This is a genomic window from Collinsella sp. SGI.178, assembly GCF_050313495.1.
Taxonomy (GTDB): domain Bacteria; phylum Actinomycetota; class Coriobacteriia; order Coriobacteriales; family Coriobacteriaceae; genus Collinsella.
On the sequence record NZ_JBNPLM010000017.1, the window covers coordinates 19,251 to 40,157 of the forward strand.

General features: G+C 59.7%; 21 protein-coding genes. 11 read left to right on the top strand and 10 right to left on the bottom strand.

Features of this window, described 5'->3' with window-relative positions; genetic code table 11:
* Nucleotides 1–234: 234 nt before the first annotated feature.
* The 3 genes from ACQRAQ_RS06115 to ACQRAQ_RS06125 all read right to left on the bottom strand — a co-directional run bounded on the left by ACQRAQ_RS06115 (nucleotide 235) and on the right by ACQRAQ_RS06125 (nucleotide 5,956).
* Nucleotides 235–2,748 carry an excinuclease ABC subunit UvrA gene (locus ACQRAQ_RS06115; protein WP_427794257.1) on the bottom strand — a complete coding sequence of 838 codons (2,514 nt, stop codon included), beginning with the start codon at nucleotides 2,746–2,748 and terminating at the stop codon, nucleotides 235–237.
* Nucleotides 2,741–3,859 (bottom strand): AAA family ATPase, encoded by a 1,119-nt coding sequence (locus ACQRAQ_RS06120; RefSeq protein WP_427747512.1) that lies wholly within the window; start codon nucleotides 3,857–3,859, stop codon nucleotides 2,741–2,743. The genes ACQRAQ_RS06115 and ACQRAQ_RS06120 overlap by 8 nt, the downstream gene beginning before the upstream one ends.
* A gap of 93 nt (nucleotides 3,860–3,952) precedes the next feature.
* Entirely contained in the window at nucleotides 3,953–5,956 is a 2,004-nt protein-coding gene (locus tag ACQRAQ_RS06125) for a GTP-binding protein (RefSeq protein ID WP_427794258.1), read from the bottom strand.
* A 245-nt stretch (nucleotides 5,957–6,201) separates the two neighbouring features.
* Between ACQRAQ_RS06125 and mscL the strand changes: the two genes are divergently transcribed.
* Nucleotides 6,202–6,627, top strand: coding sequence for a large conductance mechanosensitive channel protein MscL (gene mscL / locus ACQRAQ_RS06130; protein ID WP_154517006.1), 426 nt, complete (start codon nucleotides 6,202–6,204; stop codon nucleotides 6,625–6,627).
* Nucleotides 6,628–6,744: 117 nt separating this feature from the next.
* Here the strand turns inward: mscL and ACQRAQ_RS06135 are convergent, their stop codons facing one another.
* Complete coding sequence (locus ACQRAQ_RS06135; RefSeq protein WP_427794259.1) at nucleotides 6,745–7,233, bottom strand: N-acetyltransferase; 489 nt, start codon at nucleotides 7,231–7,233, stop codon at nucleotides 6,745–6,747.
* Nucleotides 7,234–7,310: 77 nt separating this feature from the next.
* Between ACQRAQ_RS06135 and ACQRAQ_RS06140 the strand changes: the two genes are divergently transcribed.
* A complete protein-coding gene (locus tag ACQRAQ_RS06140; RefSeq protein WP_427794260.1) occupies nucleotides 7,311–7,607 on the top strand; it encodes a hypothetical protein in 297 nt (98 codons plus the stop codon).
* A 48-nt stretch (nucleotides 7,608–7,655) separates the two neighbouring features.
* Here the strand turns inward: ACQRAQ_RS06140 and ACQRAQ_RS06145 are convergent, their stop codons facing one another.
* Nucleotides 7,656–8,360, bottom strand: a complete 705-nt coding sequence (locus ACQRAQ_RS06145; protein WP_427794261.1) for a class I SAM-dependent methyltransferase — start codon at nucleotides 8,358–8,360, stop codon at nucleotides 7,656–7,658.
* A gap of 440 nt (nucleotides 8,361–8,800) precedes the next feature.
* On the opposite strand from ACQRAQ_RS06145, the gene ACQRAQ_RS06150 reads away from it, so the two are divergent.
* Nucleotides 8,801–9,202 carry a hypothetical protein gene (locus tag ACQRAQ_RS06150; RefSeq protein WP_427794262.1) on the top strand — a complete coding sequence of 134 codons (402 nt, stop codon included), beginning with the start codon at nucleotides 8,801–8,803 and terminating at the stop codon, nucleotides 9,200–9,202.
* Nucleotides 9,203–9,331: 129 nt separating this feature from the next.
* Here ACQRAQ_RS06150 and ACQRAQ_RS06155 read toward each other — a convergent pair whose 3' ends face one another.
* Nucleotides 9,332–10,147, bottom strand: coding sequence for a putative RNA methyltransferase (locus tag ACQRAQ_RS06155; protein WP_427794263.1), 816 nt, complete (start codon nucleotides 10,145–10,147; stop codon nucleotides 9,332–9,334).
* A 178-nt stretch (nucleotides 10,148–10,325) separates the two neighbouring features.
* Between ACQRAQ_RS06155 and ACQRAQ_RS06160 the strand changes: the two genes are divergently transcribed.
* On the top strand, nucleotides 10,326–11,708 hold the full coding sequence (locus ACQRAQ_RS06160) for an MATE family efflux transporter (protein ID WP_427794264.1): 1,383 nt from the start codon (nucleotides 10,326–10,328) through the stop codon (nucleotides 11,706–11,708).
* A gap of 27 nt (nucleotides 11,709–11,735) precedes the next feature.
* On the opposite strand, the gene ACQRAQ_RS06165 is transcribed toward ACQRAQ_RS06160, so the two are convergent.
* Complete coding sequence (locus ACQRAQ_RS06165) at nucleotides 11,736–12,041, bottom strand: LysR family transcriptional regulator substrate-binding protein (RefSeq protein WP_427794265.1); 306 nt, start codon at nucleotides 12,039–12,041, stop codon at nucleotides 11,736–11,738.
* A gap of 61 nt (nucleotides 12,042–12,102) precedes the next feature.
* Between ACQRAQ_RS06165 and ACQRAQ_RS06170 the strand changes: the two genes are divergently transcribed.
* Entirely contained in the window at nucleotides 12,103–12,828 is a 726-nt protein-coding gene (locus ACQRAQ_RS06170; protein WP_427794266.1) for a uracil-DNA glycosylase, read from the top strand.
* Nucleotides 12,829–12,878: 50 nt separating this feature from the next.
* On the opposite strand, the gene ACQRAQ_RS06175 is transcribed toward ACQRAQ_RS06170, so the two are convergent.
* The 3 genes from ACQRAQ_RS06175 to ACQRAQ_RS06185 all read right to left on the bottom strand — a co-directional run bounded on the left by ACQRAQ_RS06175 (nucleotide 12,879) and on the right by ACQRAQ_RS06185 (nucleotide 16,061).
* Complete coding sequence (locus ACQRAQ_RS06175) at nucleotides 12,879–13,559, bottom strand: SDR family NAD(P)-dependent oxidoreductase (RefSeq protein WP_427794267.1); 681 nt, start codon at nucleotides 13,557–13,559, stop codon at nucleotides 12,879–12,881.
* A gap of 9 nt (nucleotides 13,560–13,568) precedes the next feature.
* Complete coding sequence (locus ACQRAQ_RS06180; RefSeq protein ID WP_427794268.1) at nucleotides 13,569–14,291, bottom strand: VUT family protein; 723 nt, start codon at nucleotides 14,289–14,291, stop codon at nucleotides 13,569–13,571.
* A gap of 156 nt (nucleotides 14,292–14,447) precedes the next feature.
* Nucleotides 14,448–16,061 carry a peptide chain release factor 3 gene (locus ACQRAQ_RS06185; RefSeq protein ID WP_427794269.1) on the bottom strand — a complete coding sequence of 538 codons (1,614 nt, stop codon included), beginning with the start codon at nucleotides 16,059–16,061 and terminating at the stop codon, nucleotides 14,448–14,450.
* Nucleotides 16,062–16,532: 471 nt separating this feature from the next.
* Here ACQRAQ_RS06185 and ACQRAQ_RS06190 point away from each other — a divergent pair, with 471 nt between their 5' ends.
* The 6 genes from ACQRAQ_RS06190 (at nucleotide 16,533) to ACQRAQ_RS06215 (ending at nucleotide 20,836) form a co-directional block, all read left to right on the top strand.
* On the top strand, nucleotides 16,533–16,913 hold the full coding sequence (locus tag ACQRAQ_RS06190) for a GntR family transcriptional regulator (RefSeq protein ID WP_370450620.1): 381 nt from the start codon (nucleotides 16,533–16,535) through the stop codon (nucleotides 16,911–16,913).
* Between the two features lie 23 nt (nucleotides 16,914–16,936).
* Nucleotides 16,937–17,818, top strand: coding sequence for an ABC transporter ATP-binding protein (locus ACQRAQ_RS06195; RefSeq protein WP_427794270.1), 882 nt, complete (start codon nucleotides 16,937–16,939; stop codon nucleotides 17,816–17,818).
* Nucleotides 17,815–18,513 (top strand): ABC-2 transporter permease, encoded by a 699-nt coding sequence (locus ACQRAQ_RS06200; RefSeq protein WP_427794271.1) that lies wholly within the window; start codon nucleotides 17,815–17,817, stop codon nucleotides 18,511–18,513. Before ACQRAQ_RS06195 ends, ACQRAQ_RS06200 begins: the two co-directional genes overlap by 4 nt.
* 450 nt (nucleotides 18,514–18,963) lie before the next feature.
* On the top strand, nucleotides 18,964–19,839 hold the full coding sequence (locus ACQRAQ_RS06205) for an EamA family transporter (RefSeq protein WP_427794272.1): 876 nt from the start codon (nucleotides 18,964–18,966) through the stop codon (nucleotides 19,837–19,839).
* A gap of 257 nt (nucleotides 19,840–20,096) precedes the next feature.
* Entirely contained in the window at nucleotides 20,097–20,642 is a 546-nt protein-coding gene (locus ACQRAQ_RS06210; RefSeq protein ID WP_427794273.1) for an SAM-dependent methyltransferase, read from the top strand.
* Between the two features lie 14 nt (nucleotides 20,643–20,656).
* Nucleotides 20,657–20,836 (top strand): hypothetical protein, encoded by a 180-nt coding sequence (locus ACQRAQ_RS06215; RefSeq protein ID WP_427794274.1) that lies wholly within the window; start codon nucleotides 20,657–20,659, stop codon nucleotides 20,834–20,836.
* Nucleotides 20,837–20,907 lie beyond the last annotated feature (71 nt).

A 20,907-nucleotide genomic window follows, 5' to 3' on the forward strand; every position in this document is an offset into this window, starting at 1 on the left:
CTTGGCAGCATCGGCTCAAGCGAGAACCCACTCACTATAGGGCGTGCAAATTTCGCGAATGGGCTGAGGTCATTTTGGCCCTCGGACACAAGCTGTTCAAGTGCTACGTCGACAACATGCTAGCTTTTAACGGTAATTAACTGCTTTTAACTAGAATTGGCTAGAAAAGAAAAGCGTGATGCTGACAGGCTTTGCCGGCATGTGACAAAGGGACTGTCCCTTTGTCACATTCGGTTATAGGTAGCGACCGGTGATGCTCGCGGAGCAGGCCACGATGTCCCCCGGCGTACCGGCGCAGACGACTTGCCCGCCCGCATCGCCACCGCCCGGCCCCATGTCGATCACATAATCGGCATTGCGGATAAGGTCGAGATCGTGCTCGATCACGATAACCGTGGCGCCCTTGGCGACGAGGCCGTCAAACACGTTCAGCAGCACCTGAACATCGAGCGGATGCAGGCCGATCGTGGGCTCGTCGAATACGAATACGGCATCATCCTGCACACGGCCCATCTCGCTCGCAAGCTTTAAACGCTGCGCCTCGCCGCCCGAAAGCGCCGGCGTGGGCTCACCGAGTGTAAGATAGCCCAAGCCCAGGTCGTGCAAGGTCAGCAAGCGCGCCTGAACCTTCTTGAGCCCCACCGTGGCGTCGAGAGCCTCGTCCACGCTCATGTCCATGAGCTGCGGCAACGTAAGCTTGCTCCCGTCCTTGCCCTCGCGATGGATATGCGAAGCCGTGTCTGCATAACGCGAGCCTCGACATGCTGGGCAGATGATCTCGACGTCGGGCAAAAATTGCACGTCGAGCGATATCGAGCCCGTGCCATCGCATGTAGGGCAGCGCAAGGCGCCAGTGTTGTAGCTAAAGGCACCCGCCTTGTAGCCGGCTGCCTTGGCCTCGGGCGTACGGGCGAAAGCGCGGCGCAGCTCATCATGGATGTCGGCATAGGTCGCTACCGTCGAGCGCACGTTGGCGCCGATAGGTGTAGCGTCAATCAGGTTTGCGCGTGCGATACCCTCGGCGTCGACCCAGCGCACATGGCTTGGCAGGCGCTCGCCAGCTGCCTGGGCCTTAAGCGCCGGGATGAGTGTCTCGAGCACCAACGTCGTCTTACCCGAACCCGAAACGCCCGTCACCGCAACGAGACGGCCGCGCGGGATATCGACTTCGAGCGGCTTGACGGTATGGATGGCATCGGTTGCCATGCGGATGTGGCCCTGGTCGAACATTTCGTCGTCAGTCACCTGCGAGCGCATACGCTTGGACTCTGCGCGCAAAAACGGGGCGATGCGGCTGCCCTGTGATTGTTCGACCTCGTCCACCGTGCCAGCGGCAATCACATTGCCGCCGCCAGCTCCGGCAACGGGGCCCATCTCGACCAGATAGTCGGCTTCCGCCAGTACGCGCGTATCGTGGTCGACAACAACCACGGTGTTGCCGTCATCCACCAGATCGCGCATCACGCCTACCAGACCATCAACATTGGCAGGATGCAAGCCAATCGAAGGCTCGTCCAACACATAGAGCACGCCCGTCGATCGGTTGCGCACCACGCGGGCGAGCTGCACGCGCTGACGCTCGCCCGTGGAGAGCGTGGCACCGGCGCGTTCGAGCGAAAGGTAGTCGAGACCCAGATCGACCAGGCGACGGGCCGCGCTCAAAAACGAATCGCAGATATCCATCGCCATGGGCCGCATCTCGGGCGGCAAGGATGCGGGCACCCCGTGCACCCACTCAACCGCATCACCAAGCGTCATGGCCGCGGCCTGCGCCAGATTGATACCGCGCACCTGGGGCTGGCGCGCAGCCTCGGAGAGGCGCGTGCCGCCACAGTCACGACATGGCCCCTCGCGCAAAAAGCGCGCCACGCGTTTTAAGCCCTTGTCGTCCTTAACCTTGGCGAGCGCATTCTCGACGGTATAGACGGCGTTGTAATAGGTAAAGTCGAGCGGCGTGGCGCCCTCGCCGTTTTTGGGAGCGTAGAGAATGTGCTTCTTAACCGCCGGACCGTGGAACACAATGTCGCGCTCTTGAGGCGTGAGCTGGTTAAACGGCACGTCGGTACGCACACCCATCTCGCCTGCCACTTGCTTCATCAGATCCCACATGAGCGTGCCCCAGGGAAGCACCGCGCCTTCGTTGATGGTCTTGGACTCGTCGGGCACCAGGCTCGCCTCGTCCACCTCGCGCATGACACCGGTGCCGCCGCAGGTGGGACACGCGCCGCTGCTGTTAAAGGCAAGGTCCTCGGCACCCGGCGCGCAGAACTCACGGCCGCACTCGGGACACGTGAGCGACAGGCCCGCGGCCACGTTAAGGCTCGGCTCCACGCGCGCCCCGCAGTGCGGGCACACGTGATGGGCGCAACGGCTAAAGAGCAGACGCAGGCTATTGTTGAGCTCGGTCATGGTACCAAAGGTCGAGCGCACACCCGGCACGCTGGGGCGCTGATGCAATGCGAGCGCCGCCGGTACGTGCAGTACCTCGTCCACCTGGGCATGTTCGGCCTGCGTCAGACGACGGCGGGTATAGGTGCTAAGCGCCTCCAGGTAGCGACGCGAGCCCTCGGCGTAAAGAACGCCCAGTGCCAGCGAACTCTTGCCCGAACCCGATACGCCAGCAATACCCACGAGCTTTCCCAGCGGAATATCGATATCGATGTCCTTGAGGTTGTGCACACGCGCGCCACGTACCTCTATAGCCTGCGGGCTCATCTTCTGTTCCGTCACCTTTATCACCCTACTCATGCCATAAAACGCGGTCGCGGATGTACTCGCCCAGCATGGGCACGGTAAACCGGACGAGGCCGTATCCGGCAGCCTCGATGACGCGCTCGCGAATCAGGCTTGCGCGATATTTACTCGCCCAGCTTTGGGTGCGGTCGCAGCGCTCAATGATGTCAGCCATGCGCGTCGGCTTGCCCCCATCAGCCGCCATGGCCTCGATAAAGAGGCGCTGCGGACTGCGCAACCCGTAATACAAAGGGGCGTCCACTGCTTCATAGAACTCGGAGATGGCATCGGCGTAGCCAGCCTCGACATCGCACACTTCAATGACCCGCGAGTCACGCCGGACAGCAGACCTCCACATGTAATATCCCACCAGCTGAACCATATAGGGATACCCCATGCTCTTGCGCGCCGCAAGGTCCGCCGTCTCCGCATCAACGCAAAGACCAGTGCCTTTGACCGTCTGGATATATGAATCGCGCACTTTGGGCAAAGAAATCGCCCCCAGCGTACGCTGCTGGGCGCGGCGCAAAAACGTTACGCTCGGCTCTTCGAGCAAGTCATCAACCATGCTGGGCAAGCCGGCAAAAACCAGCGCAAGACCGCGCTGGTCGCTATCGGGCAAGCCCGTAGCATCCTGGTCTCCGAGCACCTGCTGATAGAGAACGGCCAGCGCCGCCAGCTCCTCGATAGATGCCGATTGGGCCTCGTCAATCGCAAACAGTAAGCCCTTTCCCGGCCCGAGTTTCTTGAGGCGTTCGTTGACTAACCCGCGCAACGTCTCGCCTTTTGCCCGCGCCGCCTCGACCGACATTCGGCCAAACGACGGACCAAACTCCATTGACGTCACAACGGGTTTATTCGAGCGAAGCGCGTCGGCCAAGCGGTCGCATAGGCCAAGCGAGGCGGAATCGGAGACAACCGCCCATCCGCGCTCGCTAGCTAAACGCTGCAGCTCCCGCAAGAGAACTGTTTTGCCACAGCCGCGGTTTCCCGTAATGAGCATGAGCCTGCCCGGCGCTCCGGCGCCGTTATCGAGCCCTTCCTCGAAATCTTCGATGACCGACTCGCGGCCGATGAGTATCGGAGGCCGCTTGCCAGCCGTGGGCTTAAAGGGATTTGGATTCATGTCGGCCTCCTCGGATTGGCAAACCCTGGTAACAGTTATACCAACTTATACCGAGTTATACCAACAGGATGCGACAAAGAGACTGACCCTCCATCACCTATGGCGGAAAAACTCGACGTCCGCCGCTCGCCAGGGGCGGAAGGCGGCGGGATCGACCTTTACGTGGGCTGCCTCGGGGACGTCGTACCACTTGACCGTGTAGCCAGCGCCGTGAGAGCAAAAGACCGAGTCGGGCGTGTTGGGTAGATCGGCCTCGGGCTCATAGGCGACAGTCTCGATGACGCGCTCGGCATCATGGCATGCCGCATAGCCGGCAAACTCCAGGTACAGATGCCCGCGACCGCTCGTGTAAGCGGCCACCTCCAGCGCATAATCCTGCACCTCGGATGCCGGCACGCGACCCACAAGCTTTGCCCGTCCGCCCGCCATCGTCGGCGGCTCGTAGTCGGCTCCCATACGCGTGGCGTCTGACAACGCCCTGCCCACACACTCCCCCGGCACCTCGAGCTCAAAGCGATACCACGGCTCCAACAGCACCGCCGCGCCGGCCTCACGCGCCTGCATGAGCCCCTGGCGAATCGCGCGGTACGTGGCCTGGCGAAAGTCGCCGCCCTCGGTGTGTTTGGCATGCGCACGGCCACCTGTGAGCGTAATGCGCACATCGGTGATGGGCGAGCCGGTCAGCACGCCCAGGTGATCGCGCTCCATGGCGTTTGTAAGCGCCAGGCGTTGCCAGTTAAGATCGAGCTCGTCGGTCGAAGTCACGGTGCCAAACTGCACGCCCGAACCCGCTGGCAACGGCTCCAGGCTCAGATGCACCTCGGCATAGTGGCGCAGCGGCTCAAAGTGGCCCACGCCCTCGAACGGCTGCGAAATGGTCTCCTTATAGAGAACGCCGCCGGGCTCAAACGAAATCGAAAGGCCAAAGCGATCGGCCAACACCCGCTGCACGACCTCGAGTTGCACGGCGCCCATCAGCTGCAGGTGAATCTGATCCAGATGAGTATTCCAGCTTACGCCGAGCATGGGGTCTTCGTCCGCCAACTCAGTCAGCGCTTTAAACACCGCATGGACATCGTGTTCACCCGGAAGCACCGTATAGGTGAGGACCGGAGCGATGACGGGCGCATCACACACGGGCTCCGCACCCAAGGCGTCCCCTGGGCGAACGTGCGCAAGACCCGTCACGGCACAAATACCGCCAGCAGCAACTTCTTGGGCAAGCTCATACTTTTCGCCGTTATAGATGCGCACCTGATCGACCTTCTGCTCCCATGCCTCGGCACCGGAACGTCCGCTGATCATCTGTTTTGCACACAGCGTGCCGCCGGTCACTTTAACCCATGCCAAGCGCTCGCCGCGATCCCCGCGGCTGACACGATAGACGCGCGCGGCAAACTCCGGAAGCCATATCTGTTCGCGCATCAGCACGCATATACCATCCAGCAGCTCGCTCACGCCCTGGTCCTTGAGCGCCGAGCCGGCAAAGCAGGGAAAGAGCTTGCGCTCGGCAACCATGCGCGACAGCGTTGCGACGGAAAGCTCGCCTGCCCCAAGAAACTCCTCGAGCGCCGCCTCGTCCAACGCAGCAGCGTCCTCCTGAACGGCGCCGCCCTCCAGCAGTTCGTTGGCATCCAGGCAGCCTTCGGAAAGACGCCGCCCAAGTTGTGCCAGCAAAACATCGCGGCCGGGATTCTCCAAATCGATTTTGTTGATATAGATGAACGTAGGAATGTCATAGCGTGCAAGCAGGCGCCACAGGGTTTCGGTGTGCCCCTGCACGCCGTCGTTGGCGCCCACAACTAAAATCGCGTAGTCGAGTGCGCGCAGCGTGCGCTCCGCCTCGGCAGAAAAATCGACATGCCCCGGTGCATCCACGAGCATGACGCGGGTATCACCGTGGTCGAGCACGGCCTGCGACGAGAAAATCGTAATGCCGCGCTCGCGCTCGATCGCGTTAGTGTCCAGATGCGAATCGCCATCGTCCACGCGGCCGCGCTTACGAATGCGACCCGCATCGAACAGCATGGCCTCGGCCAGCGTGGTCTTGCCAGCATCGACATGCGCCAAGATTCCAACGACCGCTTGCTTCGACATGACTCTCCTCTTATTGCAAGCCCGTCGCACGCGGCAACGGGCGCTCTCGTTCCACACTGGATGATACAATTTACAGGCCGGCGGGCGAAGCGGGCCCTATCCCCCGACCGAGCTCATCGCCCCGCGTTGCCGCGCGGCGATTTTCGTAGGTTCGCGCCTTGCGAAAGCCGGCACCTCCCCTTTTTGCCTACCCGGGCTCATCCGGGGCGGTAACAACGCTAACCCCACAACAGCGAGGAGTCACCATGAAGACATTGCTCAACGAGTTCAAGGAATTCATCAATCGCGGCAACGTGATGGACATGGCCGTCGGCGTGATTATCGGCGGCGCATTCACCGCCATCGTGACCTCACTTACCGATAACATCATCAACCCGCTTATCTCCGTGATTGCCGGCGGTAGCGCTACCGAGATCTCGGGGCTGGTGGTGCCGGGCACTAATATCGACTTTGGCGCCTTTATCGGCTCGTGCATCAATTTTTTGATTGTGGCGGCAATCGTCTTTGCCATCGTCAAGGCATTTAACAAGGCGCAGGAAATCGGCGACAGGCTCGCCGGTGCCACCGCCGAGGAAGCCGCACCGGCGCCCGTCTGTCCGTATTGCCTGGAAGAGGTGCACGAAGGCGCGACCAAGTGTTGCCACTGCGGAAGCGAGCTGCCCCGAGCGTAGGTGCCTTAGAGCCGACAGCGAGCGACATCTACCACCTTGCAAAACGGCGCAGCGATCAAAATGGCCCCATCCGGGGCCATTTTTGCTTACATGGAGCGTAGATACGCGCCCCCGCTCTTATGCCTCGCGCAGCCAGTCAAACGCAACACGCGGCGTGCCGTCCGACACATACACGACGCCGGCACGCTCAAACCCCGCTTTAATACTTGCGCCCTGCATGGGCAGGTTGTCCCGATGCGTATCGATACGCAGGTGGTCGGCACGCTCTTTGGCAAAGGCGAACATCGCAGCCGCGATACCGTGCACGGTGCCGTCGGACGCCACACGGTGCAGCACGGCGTACGGAGTGTCGCTACGCCATTGCCCGTCCTCAATTACGTCATAGCACTCATCCGGGCCCGATAAAAAGGCAAACGTCGCCACCACGCGGCCGTCGACTTCGCACACATAGCTACCGCCGGCGGCGATATCGGCAGCCAGCTGCTCGGCAGAAGGCGTGCCCTCGGGCCACTGCGTGGCGTTGCCATGCGCGCGCATAAAGGCACGGGCCGCGTCATAGATAGCCATGACGGCGGGAATGTCGGTATCGAGGGTTTTTCTGATCATCACGCGGCGACCTCACGTTTATTGGTATCACTTTGATTGAGCAATGATACCAGCGTTTGAAGAGGGGCGAGAAGCAGATGGGAAGCAAAAAGCGAGCCGCCTGGTCAAAGGCCAAAAGCGAGTTTTTGGGCGCTGCCACCGGTGGTGCTATGAGCGACCTGTTTGCGCGCGAGGACGAGCGCCGCGACGCCCTGAACGCCGAGCGCGATGAAGCCTGGCGCTACAAGTCGTGCGAGCGCAAAAACCGTTACGGCACACGCGCCGAGGCCGAGGCCGTTATGGCCGACTGCGAAAGCCGCGTGCGGCGTGGTTTGGCCTGCTACAAATGCGAATACTGCGGCGGCTGGCACCTGACGTCGCACCCTTGGAAATAGGCCCCGCATCGGCACGGCACTGACGGAGCGCCAACCATCGCACGCAAGCTACGGGCGCGGCGGCACCAAAACATCGTAACGAACGGCCTTGCCCGCAAGTTGATAGCTCGGCTTAACGCCGGCAAGCAGCGGCCCCTTCACCGGCCGCTTGATAACGACCTTGCGCGGGCGCACCGCAAGCGCAGCTTCGACCAGCGTCTCCTCATCGGCACACGGCTGTTCCAGATGATGCAAGAGTTGGAACTTCTTTTTAACCGCCGCGCTCTTTGTGCGCTCGGGAAACATGGGGTCCAGATACACCACGTCGGGAGCGGTGAGCTCGCCCTGCCCGATCAACTCAGTTATATGGTGAAGGCCGGCAATGCTGTCCTCGCCCGCATGTAAGCGCATGCGGGCCACGGCAGTCGCAAGCGCCGGATTATCTGCCGCGCGATCCAAGGCATCCTTGAGGAGCGCCGCGATAACGCAATCCTGCTCATACAGATCGACGGTAAAGCCCGCAGCCGCCAGCAGCAGCGAATCCTCGCCAAAGCCTGCCGTGGCATCAATCGCCCATGGGCACTCGACGCCTTTTGCGCGCGCAGCCTTTACCAACAGCTCTTGCTGCAGACGACCCTGTTTGAGCCGTGGCAGCATGCGGACAAAATCGGCACGCAACTCCATCGTGCCGTCGGTGAGCGTGAGGCCCGCGGACTTCCCGATCAGCTCAAGCCCCGCGGCCCGAGCAACAGAAAAGGGATCGACGACGCCCATGGGTACTCCTTAACAAGCAAAATGAATACGTGAGCGCCGTTTATGCCAGCACCCAACCGTCCGCTATTGTCCCACATGCGACATGGCCCACAGCATCCCAATGCAAAGCACCGCCATCAATCCCGTGCACACGGCAGCGATCACAGAATCGCCCATGCGCCTTCCCAACGACCGCGGCTCATGCACTCGCCCTGCTCCGTACATCATGGCTCCTCCTTAAGAACAGCTCCTTGTTACGGTCTCATCATCGCAGCGCCGCACATGAGCTGCCATCGATTTGGCTTACGTCCAGCTTTCCTTTTTGAAAGGTCGGATTGGGCTGCGCGGGCTCAAAGCGCTTTCAGGCGCACGCATCGCTGCGTTGAACTACAATGTGCTTCACCATATGTGCAACACATGGGCTACGCCAGATCGGCGTACTCGTATCGAAAGGACCAGCCATGAGCTCCGCTCGCAAGACTCTCAAAATCCTTGCCCTCATCTACTTTGTTTTGGGCATCGCCAGCCTCGTCATCGCCGGCATCGGTATCGCCAGGGGCAGCCTCGATTCCACGTACGGGTCGAACGCCATGCTCGCCGCGGTCGTGCTTGTCGTCAAGGGCATTGTCGATCTTTCCGCAGGTGTTGCGGGCATCAAGGGCGCCAACAAGCCCTCGCAGGTGGATAGCGCGTTTAAGCTCGGCATCGTTGCCGCAATCGCCACGATTGTGCAGGCCGTGCTCACGCTTCCCGCACTCGGCGGCAGCGCCGTCAATATCGGTGCCTTTGTCATTGTGGTCTACGACCTGTTCTTTGTTCAGCAGGCGCACGCCGTTAAGGCCGAGAACAAGGACCGCCTGTAGGCACTCGCTTCTCATAACCCCTGCAGCCAAGCAACTAACATGGGCCGATCGCGCAGTAACGCGGTCGGCCCTTTACATTTGCCCAGATAAAACCTGCCAAAATAAACCTGTCCCTTTTTGGCAGGTTGGTTAGCTGTGGCGGTACTCGGCAATGATGAAGTCGATGTCGGTTTTAAGGGTGTCCAGGTTTGCCAGGCGCTCTTTGTCGGTAGGGCGTGTGCGGTAGTAGTACGGCGTCATCTGGAACACCGCCTCGATGTCGGCCTGGGTCTGGAGCGTAATATTCGCGGACACCCGCTGCGTGCCGACCAGTTTAAGCTCCATCGTCTTCGGAAGCTTTTCGTCGTTGAGGTACGGCGTGTCGTAGAGCACCTCCTTGAGCCCAAAGAGATGACGGGCACCCGGCACCACGGTGTAGAGCGAACCCTCCGGCGCCAACACGCGGGCAAACTCGCGCTCGTTAAAGGGAGCAAAGAGCTCGGTCACCATATCGAAGGCGCCATCGGCCACTGGGATGTCTTTCATGTTGGCCACAAAATAGGTCGCATCGCCGCGCTTGGCGGCCAGGCGTACCATTTCTTTGCCCAGGTCAAAGCCATAAGCGTCCACGCCCGGCACCGCGCCCATGGCGCTGGTGTAGTAACCCTCACCGCAGCAAATATCGAGCAGCGTCATGGGACCGCCTATAGACGCAGCACGCCCAGAAACCCGTTTGCGCACCAGCTCGACCATTGCATCGCGCAGCGGCGCATAGTAGCCACGGTTCAAAAAGTCACGACGGCTGCGTGCCTGCGACTTGGGATCGCCCATGGAGTCGCCGCTCTTGGACGAACGTAGCAGATATAGATAACCCTCGCGCGCACGGTCAAACCGGTGTCCGCCCGCGCATGCAGCACCGCGCTCGTCGTCCACCAACGGCTCATGGCAAACGGGACACAACAACATGGCAACTCCTTAGCGCGAACAACACAACGTACACCATTGTCGCACGCCTTCCCCACCTAGTCATTGGGGACGTTCTTGAATGACTAGTCGTTTAAGAACGCCCCCAATGACTAGGTGATTAGGAGTATCATCGTCTGCGCAAATAAGCACGAAATAGCACGTTAGAAATTGAGAGCGTATGGCTGATACCGCATCTAAGCACATCGACATGACCACCGGCTCGCTGTGGCGCAATATCCCCCTGTTCGCCTTGCCCGTGGCCGCCACGAGCATCTTGGAGCAGCTGTCAAACCTCATCGCCACGGTCATTATCGGTAACTTCTCGGGCGACCAGGGAACCCTCGCCATGGCGGCAGTCGGCTCCAATGTTCCGCTTACCAGCCTTATGCTCAACCTGTTTATTGGCATGTCGCTTGGCTCCAACGTGGTCATCGCCAACGCTATCGGCCGCAACGATCAGAATATGGTCAAACGCGCCGTCCATACCTCGATTTTAATGGCGCTCGTGGGCTTTGTCGTCATCGCTCTGGGCGAGATCTTTGCCGAGCCCATGCTCGCCGCGCTCAACGTTCCCGCCGAAACCATGCCGCTCGCTTCGCTCTATCTACGCGTCTTTTTGCTCAGCATGCCCTCAATCTTGCTCTACAACTTTGAGGCCGCGATCTTCCGCTCCGTCGGCATCACCCGCATGCCGCTGCAAGCGCTTGCCGTGTCCACCGTCCTCAACATTGGCCTGGACCTCATCTTTGTCCCCGTGCTCCACTGGGGCGTCGCGGGTGTCGCCATCGCCACCGTCATCGCCTACACCGTCAGCGCCGCTACACTCTTTATCCGCCTGCTCAAGACCGACTCCGTCGTCCGCGTCACCCCGCGCGACCTTGCTATCGACCCCGTCGCCCTCAAGCGCATCGTCAAGATCGGCCTGCCCGCCGGCATCCAAAGCGCCGTCTTTGCCGTCGCCAACATCATCATCCAGTCCGCCATCAACAGCCTGGGCACCGAGGTCATGGCGGCCTCGAGCGCCGCCATGAGCCTGGAGTACGTGTGCTACAACCTGCTCAACAGCTTTAGCCAGGCTTGCACCACCTTTGTGGGGCAAAACCACGGTGCCCGCCAGATCGACCGCTGCACCAAGACCCTTAAGGTCTGCCTGGTCGAAGGCGGTATCGTCGCGCTCACCACGATTATTGTTATTGTCGGCCTGGGGCGCGAGATCTTGTCGTTGTTCAACAGCGATCCCAACATCGTCTCAATCGGCTATATCCGCGTGTGCTCGATCTTCCCTGCGTACGCCTTTAGCATGTTCTACGAAAACATGTCCGGCTACCTGCGCGGCTTTGGTATCTCGCTCATACCCGCCCTTATCACCATGATCTGCGTCTGCGGCATCCGCTTCTATTGGGTATTCTGCGTGTTCCCGCACTTCCGCACCTTTGCGAACATCATGATGGTCTACCCCATCAGCCTGGGCACCACGGCGTTCTTTATGGTCGTGGCGGTACTACTCTGCCACCCGACACGCACCTATCGCGCCACCCAAGCCAAAGCGACAGCCTGCTAAACACCGCACTCAACGCCACGCCAGTCATTAATTGACAATATGCGAGCTCATATAGTCGATAAAGCGCCTCGTGGCGATAGGCATGGTGTCCCAGCTGCGCCAGGCCGCCACTACGTCGCGCGAGGGGGCGTGCACGATGGGACGTACGCGAATATCGGCCTGCATGCCCTCAACGGTACGGTGATACAGCATGCTCACGCCCAGGCCCTCCTCCACCATCGCCATAATGGTGTAGTCGTCGGTGACCTCGCTCGTCACGTGCGGCGACAGGCCATGCGCCGCAAATGCATCGAGCGCGCCTCGTAGACCCCGCTCTTCATGCAGCCGCGGCATAAAGGCAACCGGTGCGCCTTTACAATAGATGCCAACATAGCATTTGCCATAAAGGAGCTCCATGGACACCGCAACTCGCGACCGCAACATAGCAACTTGGTTGGGCGATGCGCCGCAGCCGGTACGTGACACTACGAACCAGCTGCTCGAGCGCATCGCCCTTTTGCGTGCCGAGCAGACCATCTACCCGGCACAAGACGACATCCTCAATGCCCTCGCCTACACGCCGGCCGACCAGGTCAAAGTTGTCATCTTGGGCCAAGATCCTTATCACGGGCCCAACCAGGCCATGGGGTTATCGTTCTCGGTCCCCGCGACGCAAACCAAGTTGCCGCCAAGCCTGCGCAATATCTATAAGGAACTCAAAGCCGATCTGAGTTGTCCCATTCCCGCCACGGGAGATCTGACGCCATGGGCACAACAGGGCGTCCTGCTCCTCAACACTACGCTCACCGTGCGCGAGCATGCCGCGAACTCACACGCCAAGCTGGGCTGGAGTACGCTCACCGACTACGTTATCGAACGCTGCTGCCAGCTACCCCAACCGGTAGTCTTTTTGGCATGGGGCCGCTTTGCCCAGCATATGGTTGAGGGCAAGCTCGCCGCAATCGACGCGGGCAAAACAACCGGCAAGTTCTGCCTTGCCTCCACGCACCCCTCGCCGCTTTCGGCCAACCGTGCCACGGCAGAACTCCCCGCTTTTATGGGGTCGCGACCCTTCTCGGCAGCCAATCGGCTACTCGAACAGCACGGCTCGACCCCCGTCAACTGGACTTGTCTCGGCTAAAAATCGATACATCAAAAATGCGCCCGACGGCTTTCCATCGGGCGCGTTTCCTATTCGGGCCAAATAAATTGTGTGCGGCCGGCCTCGCCACCATCAATGAGCAGGCTCTGCCCGGTCATAAACCGGTTGGTCACGCCCACAAAGTAGATCCATTCGGCGATCTCTTGGGCGGTTGCCCAGCGTTTAAGCGGTGTAAGCTCCATAATCTGGTTCCACAGGTGTTCGTCTTCCATCACGCAACGGTTGAGCGGCGTGATAACGCCACCCGGGTCCACACTGTTGGCGATGGCCTGCGGTGCCAGGCGGTTTGCAAGGTTCTTGGTGTAGGCGATAACGCCGCCCTTGCTGGCAGCATAGGTGGGAAACTCCGATCCCGTATGCCCGCTCGCCGACCCCACATTGACCACGGATTTGATAGCGGGCGCCGGCTTGGCAGCAAGCCCCTCCCCCACAAAGGCGTAGCGCTCGGTCACGTTGATGGTGCCACACAGGTTGGCGGCGATGTCGTCAGCCGAATCCTGCGTACCCGCAACGTTCACGATTACCTGGGGTTCAAGATCGCCTGGAAACGAGTCAGGCTCGCGTACATCAACAATCAGATGGCGATAGCGCTCGTGTTCGATCACCGCCGGCAGCAGATCAAAGCCCACGACCTCGTGGCCCTCGTCCAAAAAGCGCCGCACGCACGCGGCTCCGATACCGCCCGAAGCGCCCGTAATCAAAACCCGCATACTTGCTCCTTAGGCGGTTGCGTGGCGCTCAAGGTACTCGGCGCCCACATTCTCACGCTCCCAGCCGCGCACGACCTTGTAGCCCACGGGGCTCAGGAAGACCTCGCACAGCAGCTCGGCGACAGCGCCGGTCAGCGAGCACATAAGGACCTGCACCCAGGTCCAACCAAAGAACGTGTGACTCACTACAATGGCAAAGACCAGGTTGTCGATAAACTGGCCAACACCCGTGGACACATAGGAGCGGAAGGCGAAGCTCGCAAAGTTATTCTTTTTGAGCATACGGCCGAGCGACTGGTTGAGCGTGGAGTTAACCACGGCAGAAGCGAGCATTGCCAGCGAAGAGCCCAGCACCACGTACCAGGTGCCGCCGATGGTGGCGTTAAGGGCGGTGTTGACCTCGATCATGCCCGTATCGTAGTAGGCGCCCCACATACCGGGTGTGAGCGAGCACGCCCAAAAGCACAGGCTCACGGCAAGGTTGACCGCCAGTGCGAGGATAGAGATTTTGATGGATGCCTTGGCGCCAAAGCGCTTGCAGATCATGTCCTGGCACAAAAACGAGACCCAGCTCACCACAAAGCCGCAATCGAGTGCCAGATACGGCAGGCTGATGAGCTCTTTGTTGGCCAGCAGGTTCATCATGATGACGCTCACGAAAAACAGCGAAACCGTTGCCGCGGGAATGCTCCGCAACAGGACCTTGTAGTCCTCCATGACCTTCTTGATCATTGTGTACTCCTTTGGTTTTAGGTTTAACGAGCAGGATATCGGACCCGAACTGCTCGGACGCCCCGGTCTTGAGGCGACGGTGGGCATGATAGCCGCTCATGCGGCATCAGGCAAGCAGGCAGCGCGGCAGCCCCGCAGGGCCACCGCGCCGATGCGTTAAAAGACTACGTTGCCAAACTCCGACAGGATAAGGTCGGGGTTGTGGTCGGTTGCCCAATCCACGTTCCACGGGCTCGTAAACAGCAACAGCTTGCCACCGCGCATGTCCTCGACGCGCAACGTGTCGCGCGTGAGCGAAAGGCCCGGGATATCGATGGTGTCGGGGTCGTTCTGGATCCAGCGAATGTCCGTATAGGGCAGCGGCTGGCGACGAACCTCAACACGGTACTCGGCCTTGAGGCGGCGCTCGAGTACCTCAAACTGTAGCACGCCGACCACGCCCACGATGACGCTCTCCATGCCGGCACCAAGCTCGCGGAAGATCTGGATGGCGCCCTCCTGGGCAAGCTCCTCCATGCCCTTGACGAACTGCTTGCGCTTGAGCGTGTCGACCTGCGTAATGCGAGCGAACATCTCGGGGGCAAACGTCGGAATCTGCGGATACTGCACATGGCGCTTGCCGGAGCACACGGTGTCGCCGACGCTAAAGATACCCGGGTCGAACAGGCCCACGATATCGCCCGCGTACGCCTCGTCCACGATGGCGCGGTCGTCGGCCATCATCGACGTGCCCGTGGCAAGCTTAAGCTTGCGGTTGCCCTGCACGTGGAAGGCATCCATGCCGCGCTCGAACTTACCCGAGCAAATGCGCACAAAGGCGATGCGGTCGCGGTGGTTCTTGTCCATGTTGGCCTGGATCTTAAACACAAAGCCGCTGAAGTCGTCGCGGCAGGGGTCGACCGGTTCACTCGTAAGCGTATCGGTATAGGCACGCGGCGTCGGGGCCAGACGCAGGAACTCCTTAAGGAAGGGTTCCACGCCAAAGTTGGTAAGCGCCGAGCCAAAGAACGCCGGGCTCAGCTTGCCGCAGGCCACGGCATCCAAGTCGAGCTCGTCGCCGGCGCCATCGAGCAGCTCGATGTCGTCCATCAGGTTCTTATGGTTCTCCTCGCCGATGAGCTCATCCATAGAAGAATCGCCCAGCTCGGCCTCGACCTCGGCGACCTTCTTGGTGGCGTTGGCGTGACCGTCGCCCTCAAAGGCAATGACGCGACGGGCCTGACGATCGAACACGCCGCGGAAATTGCGGCCGCTGCCAATCGGCCAGTTCATGGGATACGTATTGATGCCCAGGACATTCTCGATCTCTTCCATGAGCTCAAACGGATCGCGAGCCTCGTGGTCGAGCTTGTTCACAAAGGTGAAGATGGGAATGTGGCGCAGCGTACAGACCTTAAAGAGCTTCTTGGTCTGGGCCTCGACGCCCTTGGCGCCGTCGATGACCATGACTGCGGCGTCAGCGGCCATAAGGGTACGGTAGGTATCCTCCGAAAAGTCCTGGTGACCGGGGGTATCGAGGATGTTGACGCAGGCGCCGTTGTAAGTGAACTGCAGCACCGAGGAGGTGACGGAAATGCCGCGCTCCTTCTCGATGTCCATCCAGTCCGAGACGGCATGCTTGGCCGAGCTCTTGCCCTTGACCGAGCCGGCGGTCTGGATGCTGCCGGTATAGAGCAGCAGCTTCTCGGTAAGCGTGGTCTTACCGGCATCCGGGTGGCTGATGATCGCGAATGTGCGGCGCGACGAGATTTCATCCGACAGGCTTGCCATGCGGATCCTTTCTTGCATTGAGTGCATTACGTCGTTGTAGCCGTACTATTGTAGCCGCGAAATTCCGCTCTAGGGCGCCTATCAGGACAAATTCATCAGTTGGGGCCTGTGTAGCAGTCGATGACGGCACTCCGCAGCAGTTTGTCTCGATCAGTAACATCTAGACGGTTTTTGAACCTCTACCTGTTACAGATTTAGACAAACAGGTGGGCGTCCCAGAAAGATCTCGATCTGTAACATCTAGCAGCCAAAAACTTCTCCAGTTGTTACAGATTGAGACAACCAGGTGGGGCCCACCAGCAAAATCTCAATCTGTAACAGGTAGCCGTCCAAATCGGTTCCAGATGTTACAGATTGAGATGAATGAACGAGCGGACAATCCTTATTTGCCTCTTGCATAACTGTGCATAGTGTATATATACTGTGCTTACCGGTTATATACACGTGTAGCCCAACAGCTAAGGAGCCGCTGTGGACATCATCCTATCCAATTCGAGCGACAAGCCCATCTACGAGCAGATAACCTCGCAAGTCAAAGCTCAGATCTTATCGGGCACGCTCGCTGCGGGAGCCAAACTCCCCAGCATCCGTGCACTCGCGAGCGACCTGGGTGTGAGCGTCATCACCACCAAGCGCGCCTACGCCGACCTAGAGCAACTCGGGTTTATCTGCACCGTGCAGGGCAAGGGCTGTTTTGTCGCCGAGGGCAACCAGGAGCTCTTGCGCGAAAACCAGCTATGCCATATCGAAGACCTGCTTGCGAAAGCGGCGAGCCAAGCCGAAGCCTTGGGCGTCACGCGCGACAAACTGCACGAAATGCTCGACCTGGTAGCCCCCGAAACCATGCAGTAGCCATCTGCAAGAAAGGCTATACCATGCAAAACTTGCTTGAACTCAAAGGCATCTCACGCGCTGTAAGCGACCGCTTTTCACTACGCGATGTCACGCTCGCCGTGGAGCCCGGCCAGATTGTTGGCTTTGTGGGCGCAAACGGCGCCGGCAAGACAACGACCATTCGCGCCGCGCTCGGGCTTATAAAGCTCGATGCCGGCGAGGTACACCTGTTTGGGCAGTGCTGTGGCGCCGACGTACCCGGTGAAGTGCAGCGCTGCTTGCACGCCCGTATCGGCCTCGTGCTGGACACATGCCCCTTCCCTTCCACACTCAAGGTGACCGAAGTTGAGGCACTCGTAAGCCCGGCGTACCCCACCTGGAGCCACGACACCTTCGCCAGCCTCATCGACCGATTTGGCTTGGATCCCAAGGCGAAGGTCAAGGACCTCTCCCGCGGCATGGGCATGAAGCTGCAGCTTGCCTGTGCGCTCAGCCACAAGGCCAAGCTGCTCGTTTTGGACGAAGCCACCGCGGGTCTTGATCCCATGGCACGCGAGGAGCTGCTTGATGAGCTGCTTGCCTTTGTCGCCGACGGCCAGCGCAGCGTGCTGCTCTCGAGCCACATTACCTCCGACCTCGATCGCGCTGCCGACCGCATCATCTGCATCGATAACGGCTCGATTGTGTTTGACCTGCCGCGCGAGGACATTACCGACCGCGCCGGCATCGCCCACTGTACCCAAGCGCAGGCCGCCAAGCTTATGGCTTGCGTCGAAGGCGCCCGTGCCGCCCACCACGCTTATAGCGTGGACGTGCTCGTGCCCAACCGTCGCGAAACGCTCGAGGCCTTCCCCGAGATTCCCTGCGATCGGGCAACCATTGACGATTATCTACGCCTCACGCTGAAAGGGGCTTCGAAATGAAACGCGCCTTTATGTCCGAGCTCGCCATCGTTCGCACGCTTGTCCCAAGCATAGCGGGCGTCGGCCTGTTCATATTCGTTGTGCTGACCCTCGCCAACACGTCAGGTGGCGACTCCGGCATGAGTGCCGGCGCCTGCGCGCTCAGCGCCATGTCGCCTATCATGGTCATGAGCTCGCTGGCAGGCTTCGACAATCAAAACGGATGGGAGCGTTATCGGGCAACGCTGCCCCTCACGCGCAAAGACATTATTTGTGCCCGCTACCTGAGCATCGTTGTCTTCTCGGCCGTCATGACGTGCGCCGCCACGCTTTTGAGCATCGCCTCCATCCCGCTCTTCAACAGCGCGGGCATTCCTTCGACGGGACAGACGGTCTTTGAAATCGCAATCGCCTCGGCAGCATCGATGCTCATCTCCCTCATGATGGTGTTTTTGGCGCAGCCGCTGTTCTTTCGATTTGGACACATGGAGGCGCTGCGCCTATCCGTTGGCCTGTTTGCCCTGCTCGGATGCCTTGCCATGGCCACGCTAAGCTCCTCCAACCCCATCAGCAACTGGCTTATGTCGATTGCCGGGGCGAATCCCGATCCCGCCGTTCTTGGCTGTCTGTGTGCAGGAACTGCCGTACTGGCGCTCGCACTATGTGTAATCAGCTGCGCTGTCAGCACCAAGGTTTATCGAGTACGCGATCTGTAATCGACGGCTAAAAAAGCTTAGGTGGTACCCCGCTTATTTTTTCAATGAGACGAGGCGGCATAGCGTCACCACCGCCCTTCACAGCAGGCCGTCTAGTTCTTGGCAACCAAAAAGACACCGTCAGCATATCGAAGGTGAATACTTTTCCGAGAAGTGAACGAGTAAAAACAGTGCCCTGTAGCATCGACATTTTTAAGGACTCAATTCCTTCGGTTTTTGTCTAAGAATCCTGTAGTTTTGTTCGAAAAAAGTGTGCATGTTCCAGGGGTCCAGATTTACTCGTTCACTTCGCGGAAAACCATTCACCTTCGATTCGAGCCTTAACCAAATGCCCTCTCGAACTATGGCCCCTGTCTCACCACAGCGATATCAAAGCTTCATGGCGGGACGGTATCATCGGACGAGCGCCGTAAATCTGGCGCGGTCGTTCTTTGGGGAGGCATTTCACCCGTGTCGTGGGTCGCAGCAGCATTTGTGTCGGCTTTCTTTGCCGGCGTCACATCAGTCCTGGCCAAATGCGGCATCAAGCAGACCGACTCCGATGTCGCGACGGCCATTCGCACCTGCGTGGTGCTCGTTTTCGCCTGGGCAATGGCGGGCATTTCTGGATCCATTGGAACCATCGGCAGCATCGAACCCAGATCTTGGCTCTTTCTCGTCCTCTCGGGACTCGCTACCGGTGCTTCGTGGATCTGTTACTTTAAGGCGTTGGGCATCGGAAACGTCAATAAGGTCGTACCGGTCGACAAGATGAGTACCGTACTCGCTGCACTGATCGCCATCGTGCTTTTTGGCGAGACGAGCAACCTTGCGGTTAAGCTCGTGGGAACCGCTGTCATCACCCTCGGTACGTTTTTAATGATCGAGAAGAAGCAGTTTGCCGGATCCGAGCGGCAGCAAGACCGGACCTGGCTCGCTTACGCCCTCGGCGCCGCCGTGTTCGCGGCGCTCACGTCCATCCTTGCCAAGGTTGGCATCGAAGGCGTCGAGTCCAACCTGGCCACGGCAATCCGTACCTGTGTGGTACTGGTTATGGCATGGGCAATCGTGGCAGCTAAAGGCAAGATGGACCAAGCCGTGCACGTAGACCGCTACGAACTCGTATTTCTCGCGGCATCGGGCATTGCGACTGGCGCATCGTGGCTGCTGTGCTACTACGCCATCGCCACAGGCCAGGTGAGCGTCGTGGTGCAGATCGACAAACTATCGATTGTCGTATCGGTACTATTTGCGCGCCTGGCATTCAACGAAAAACTCTCACGGCGCAGCGCCATCGGTCTCGCCTTCATCGTCCTAGGCACCTCCGCGCTCGCGATTTGGAAATAGCGCCGATGCCAAGCGAGATCTAGACGCTCGCAAATCCGTGACAAACGGCATATCCCGGCACGCCCGTGACGTTTTACAATATAAACGTCACGGGCCTCGGCTCAGTCTCGATCATCCAAGGGGATGTCTTTTTGGTCATTGTTCTTTAGGGAACGGTCAATCGCATAGAACCACGAAAACGGCCGTCCAACGGCCGTGGTTTGTTGCGCCGTTCCGCCTCCGTCATCTGCCATTTTTGCACCTGATAGGAAAGAACAATGCAAACCCAGGAATCTCAATCCTTCCCAAAAGCAACTAGCTTCGGCGCGACACTCGTACGCTCTAAGATTATGGGCCCCAATCCCCTCAAGCTCTGCGAAGAGCTGCTTCGCGATGTGCATATCCCCTGCGGCGTCCGCGTCTGCGACCTTGGATCGGGCACCGGTATCTCCAGCGCCCTACTCGCCCGCGAATACGGGTTTGACACCTACGCTGTCGATCTGTGGAGCGACCCCGTCGAAAACCGTGCGTTCTTCGATTCGCTCGGTATCTCGCGCGACACGATTCACCCTGTTAAGGCAGACGCCTCGCAGGGGCTGCCGTTTGAGCACGACTATTTTGATGCGGTCGTAAGTATCGACTCGTACAACTACTACGGCCGTGACCCACACTATCTGGGTGAGCGCCTACTCCCCTACGTAAAGCAAGGCGGGATGCTCTACTTAAGCATCCCCGGCATGGTTCGCGACTGCCACGACAACCTGCCCCCGTTTGCCTGCTCAAATCCTGGACACCCGAGCAGCTCGACTATATGCACGACATAGCCTGGTGGCGCGCCATGATCGAGCCGACCCCCGGCGTCGAGATTGTCTCGATGCAGCCTATGCTCTGCACGGACGAAGCATGGAAAGACTGGCTCGCCTGCGACAACGAGTACGCAGCAGGCGACCGCGCTGCCGTTGAAGCCGGTGCGCTCGAATGCCTCAACACCATCGCCATTGTGCTGAGGAAGCTCTAAACATTAGCCGCGCGAGGCCGTAAACAAATGGCCTCGCGCGGCTTCTTCAAAACGAGTTCTGGACAAACGCA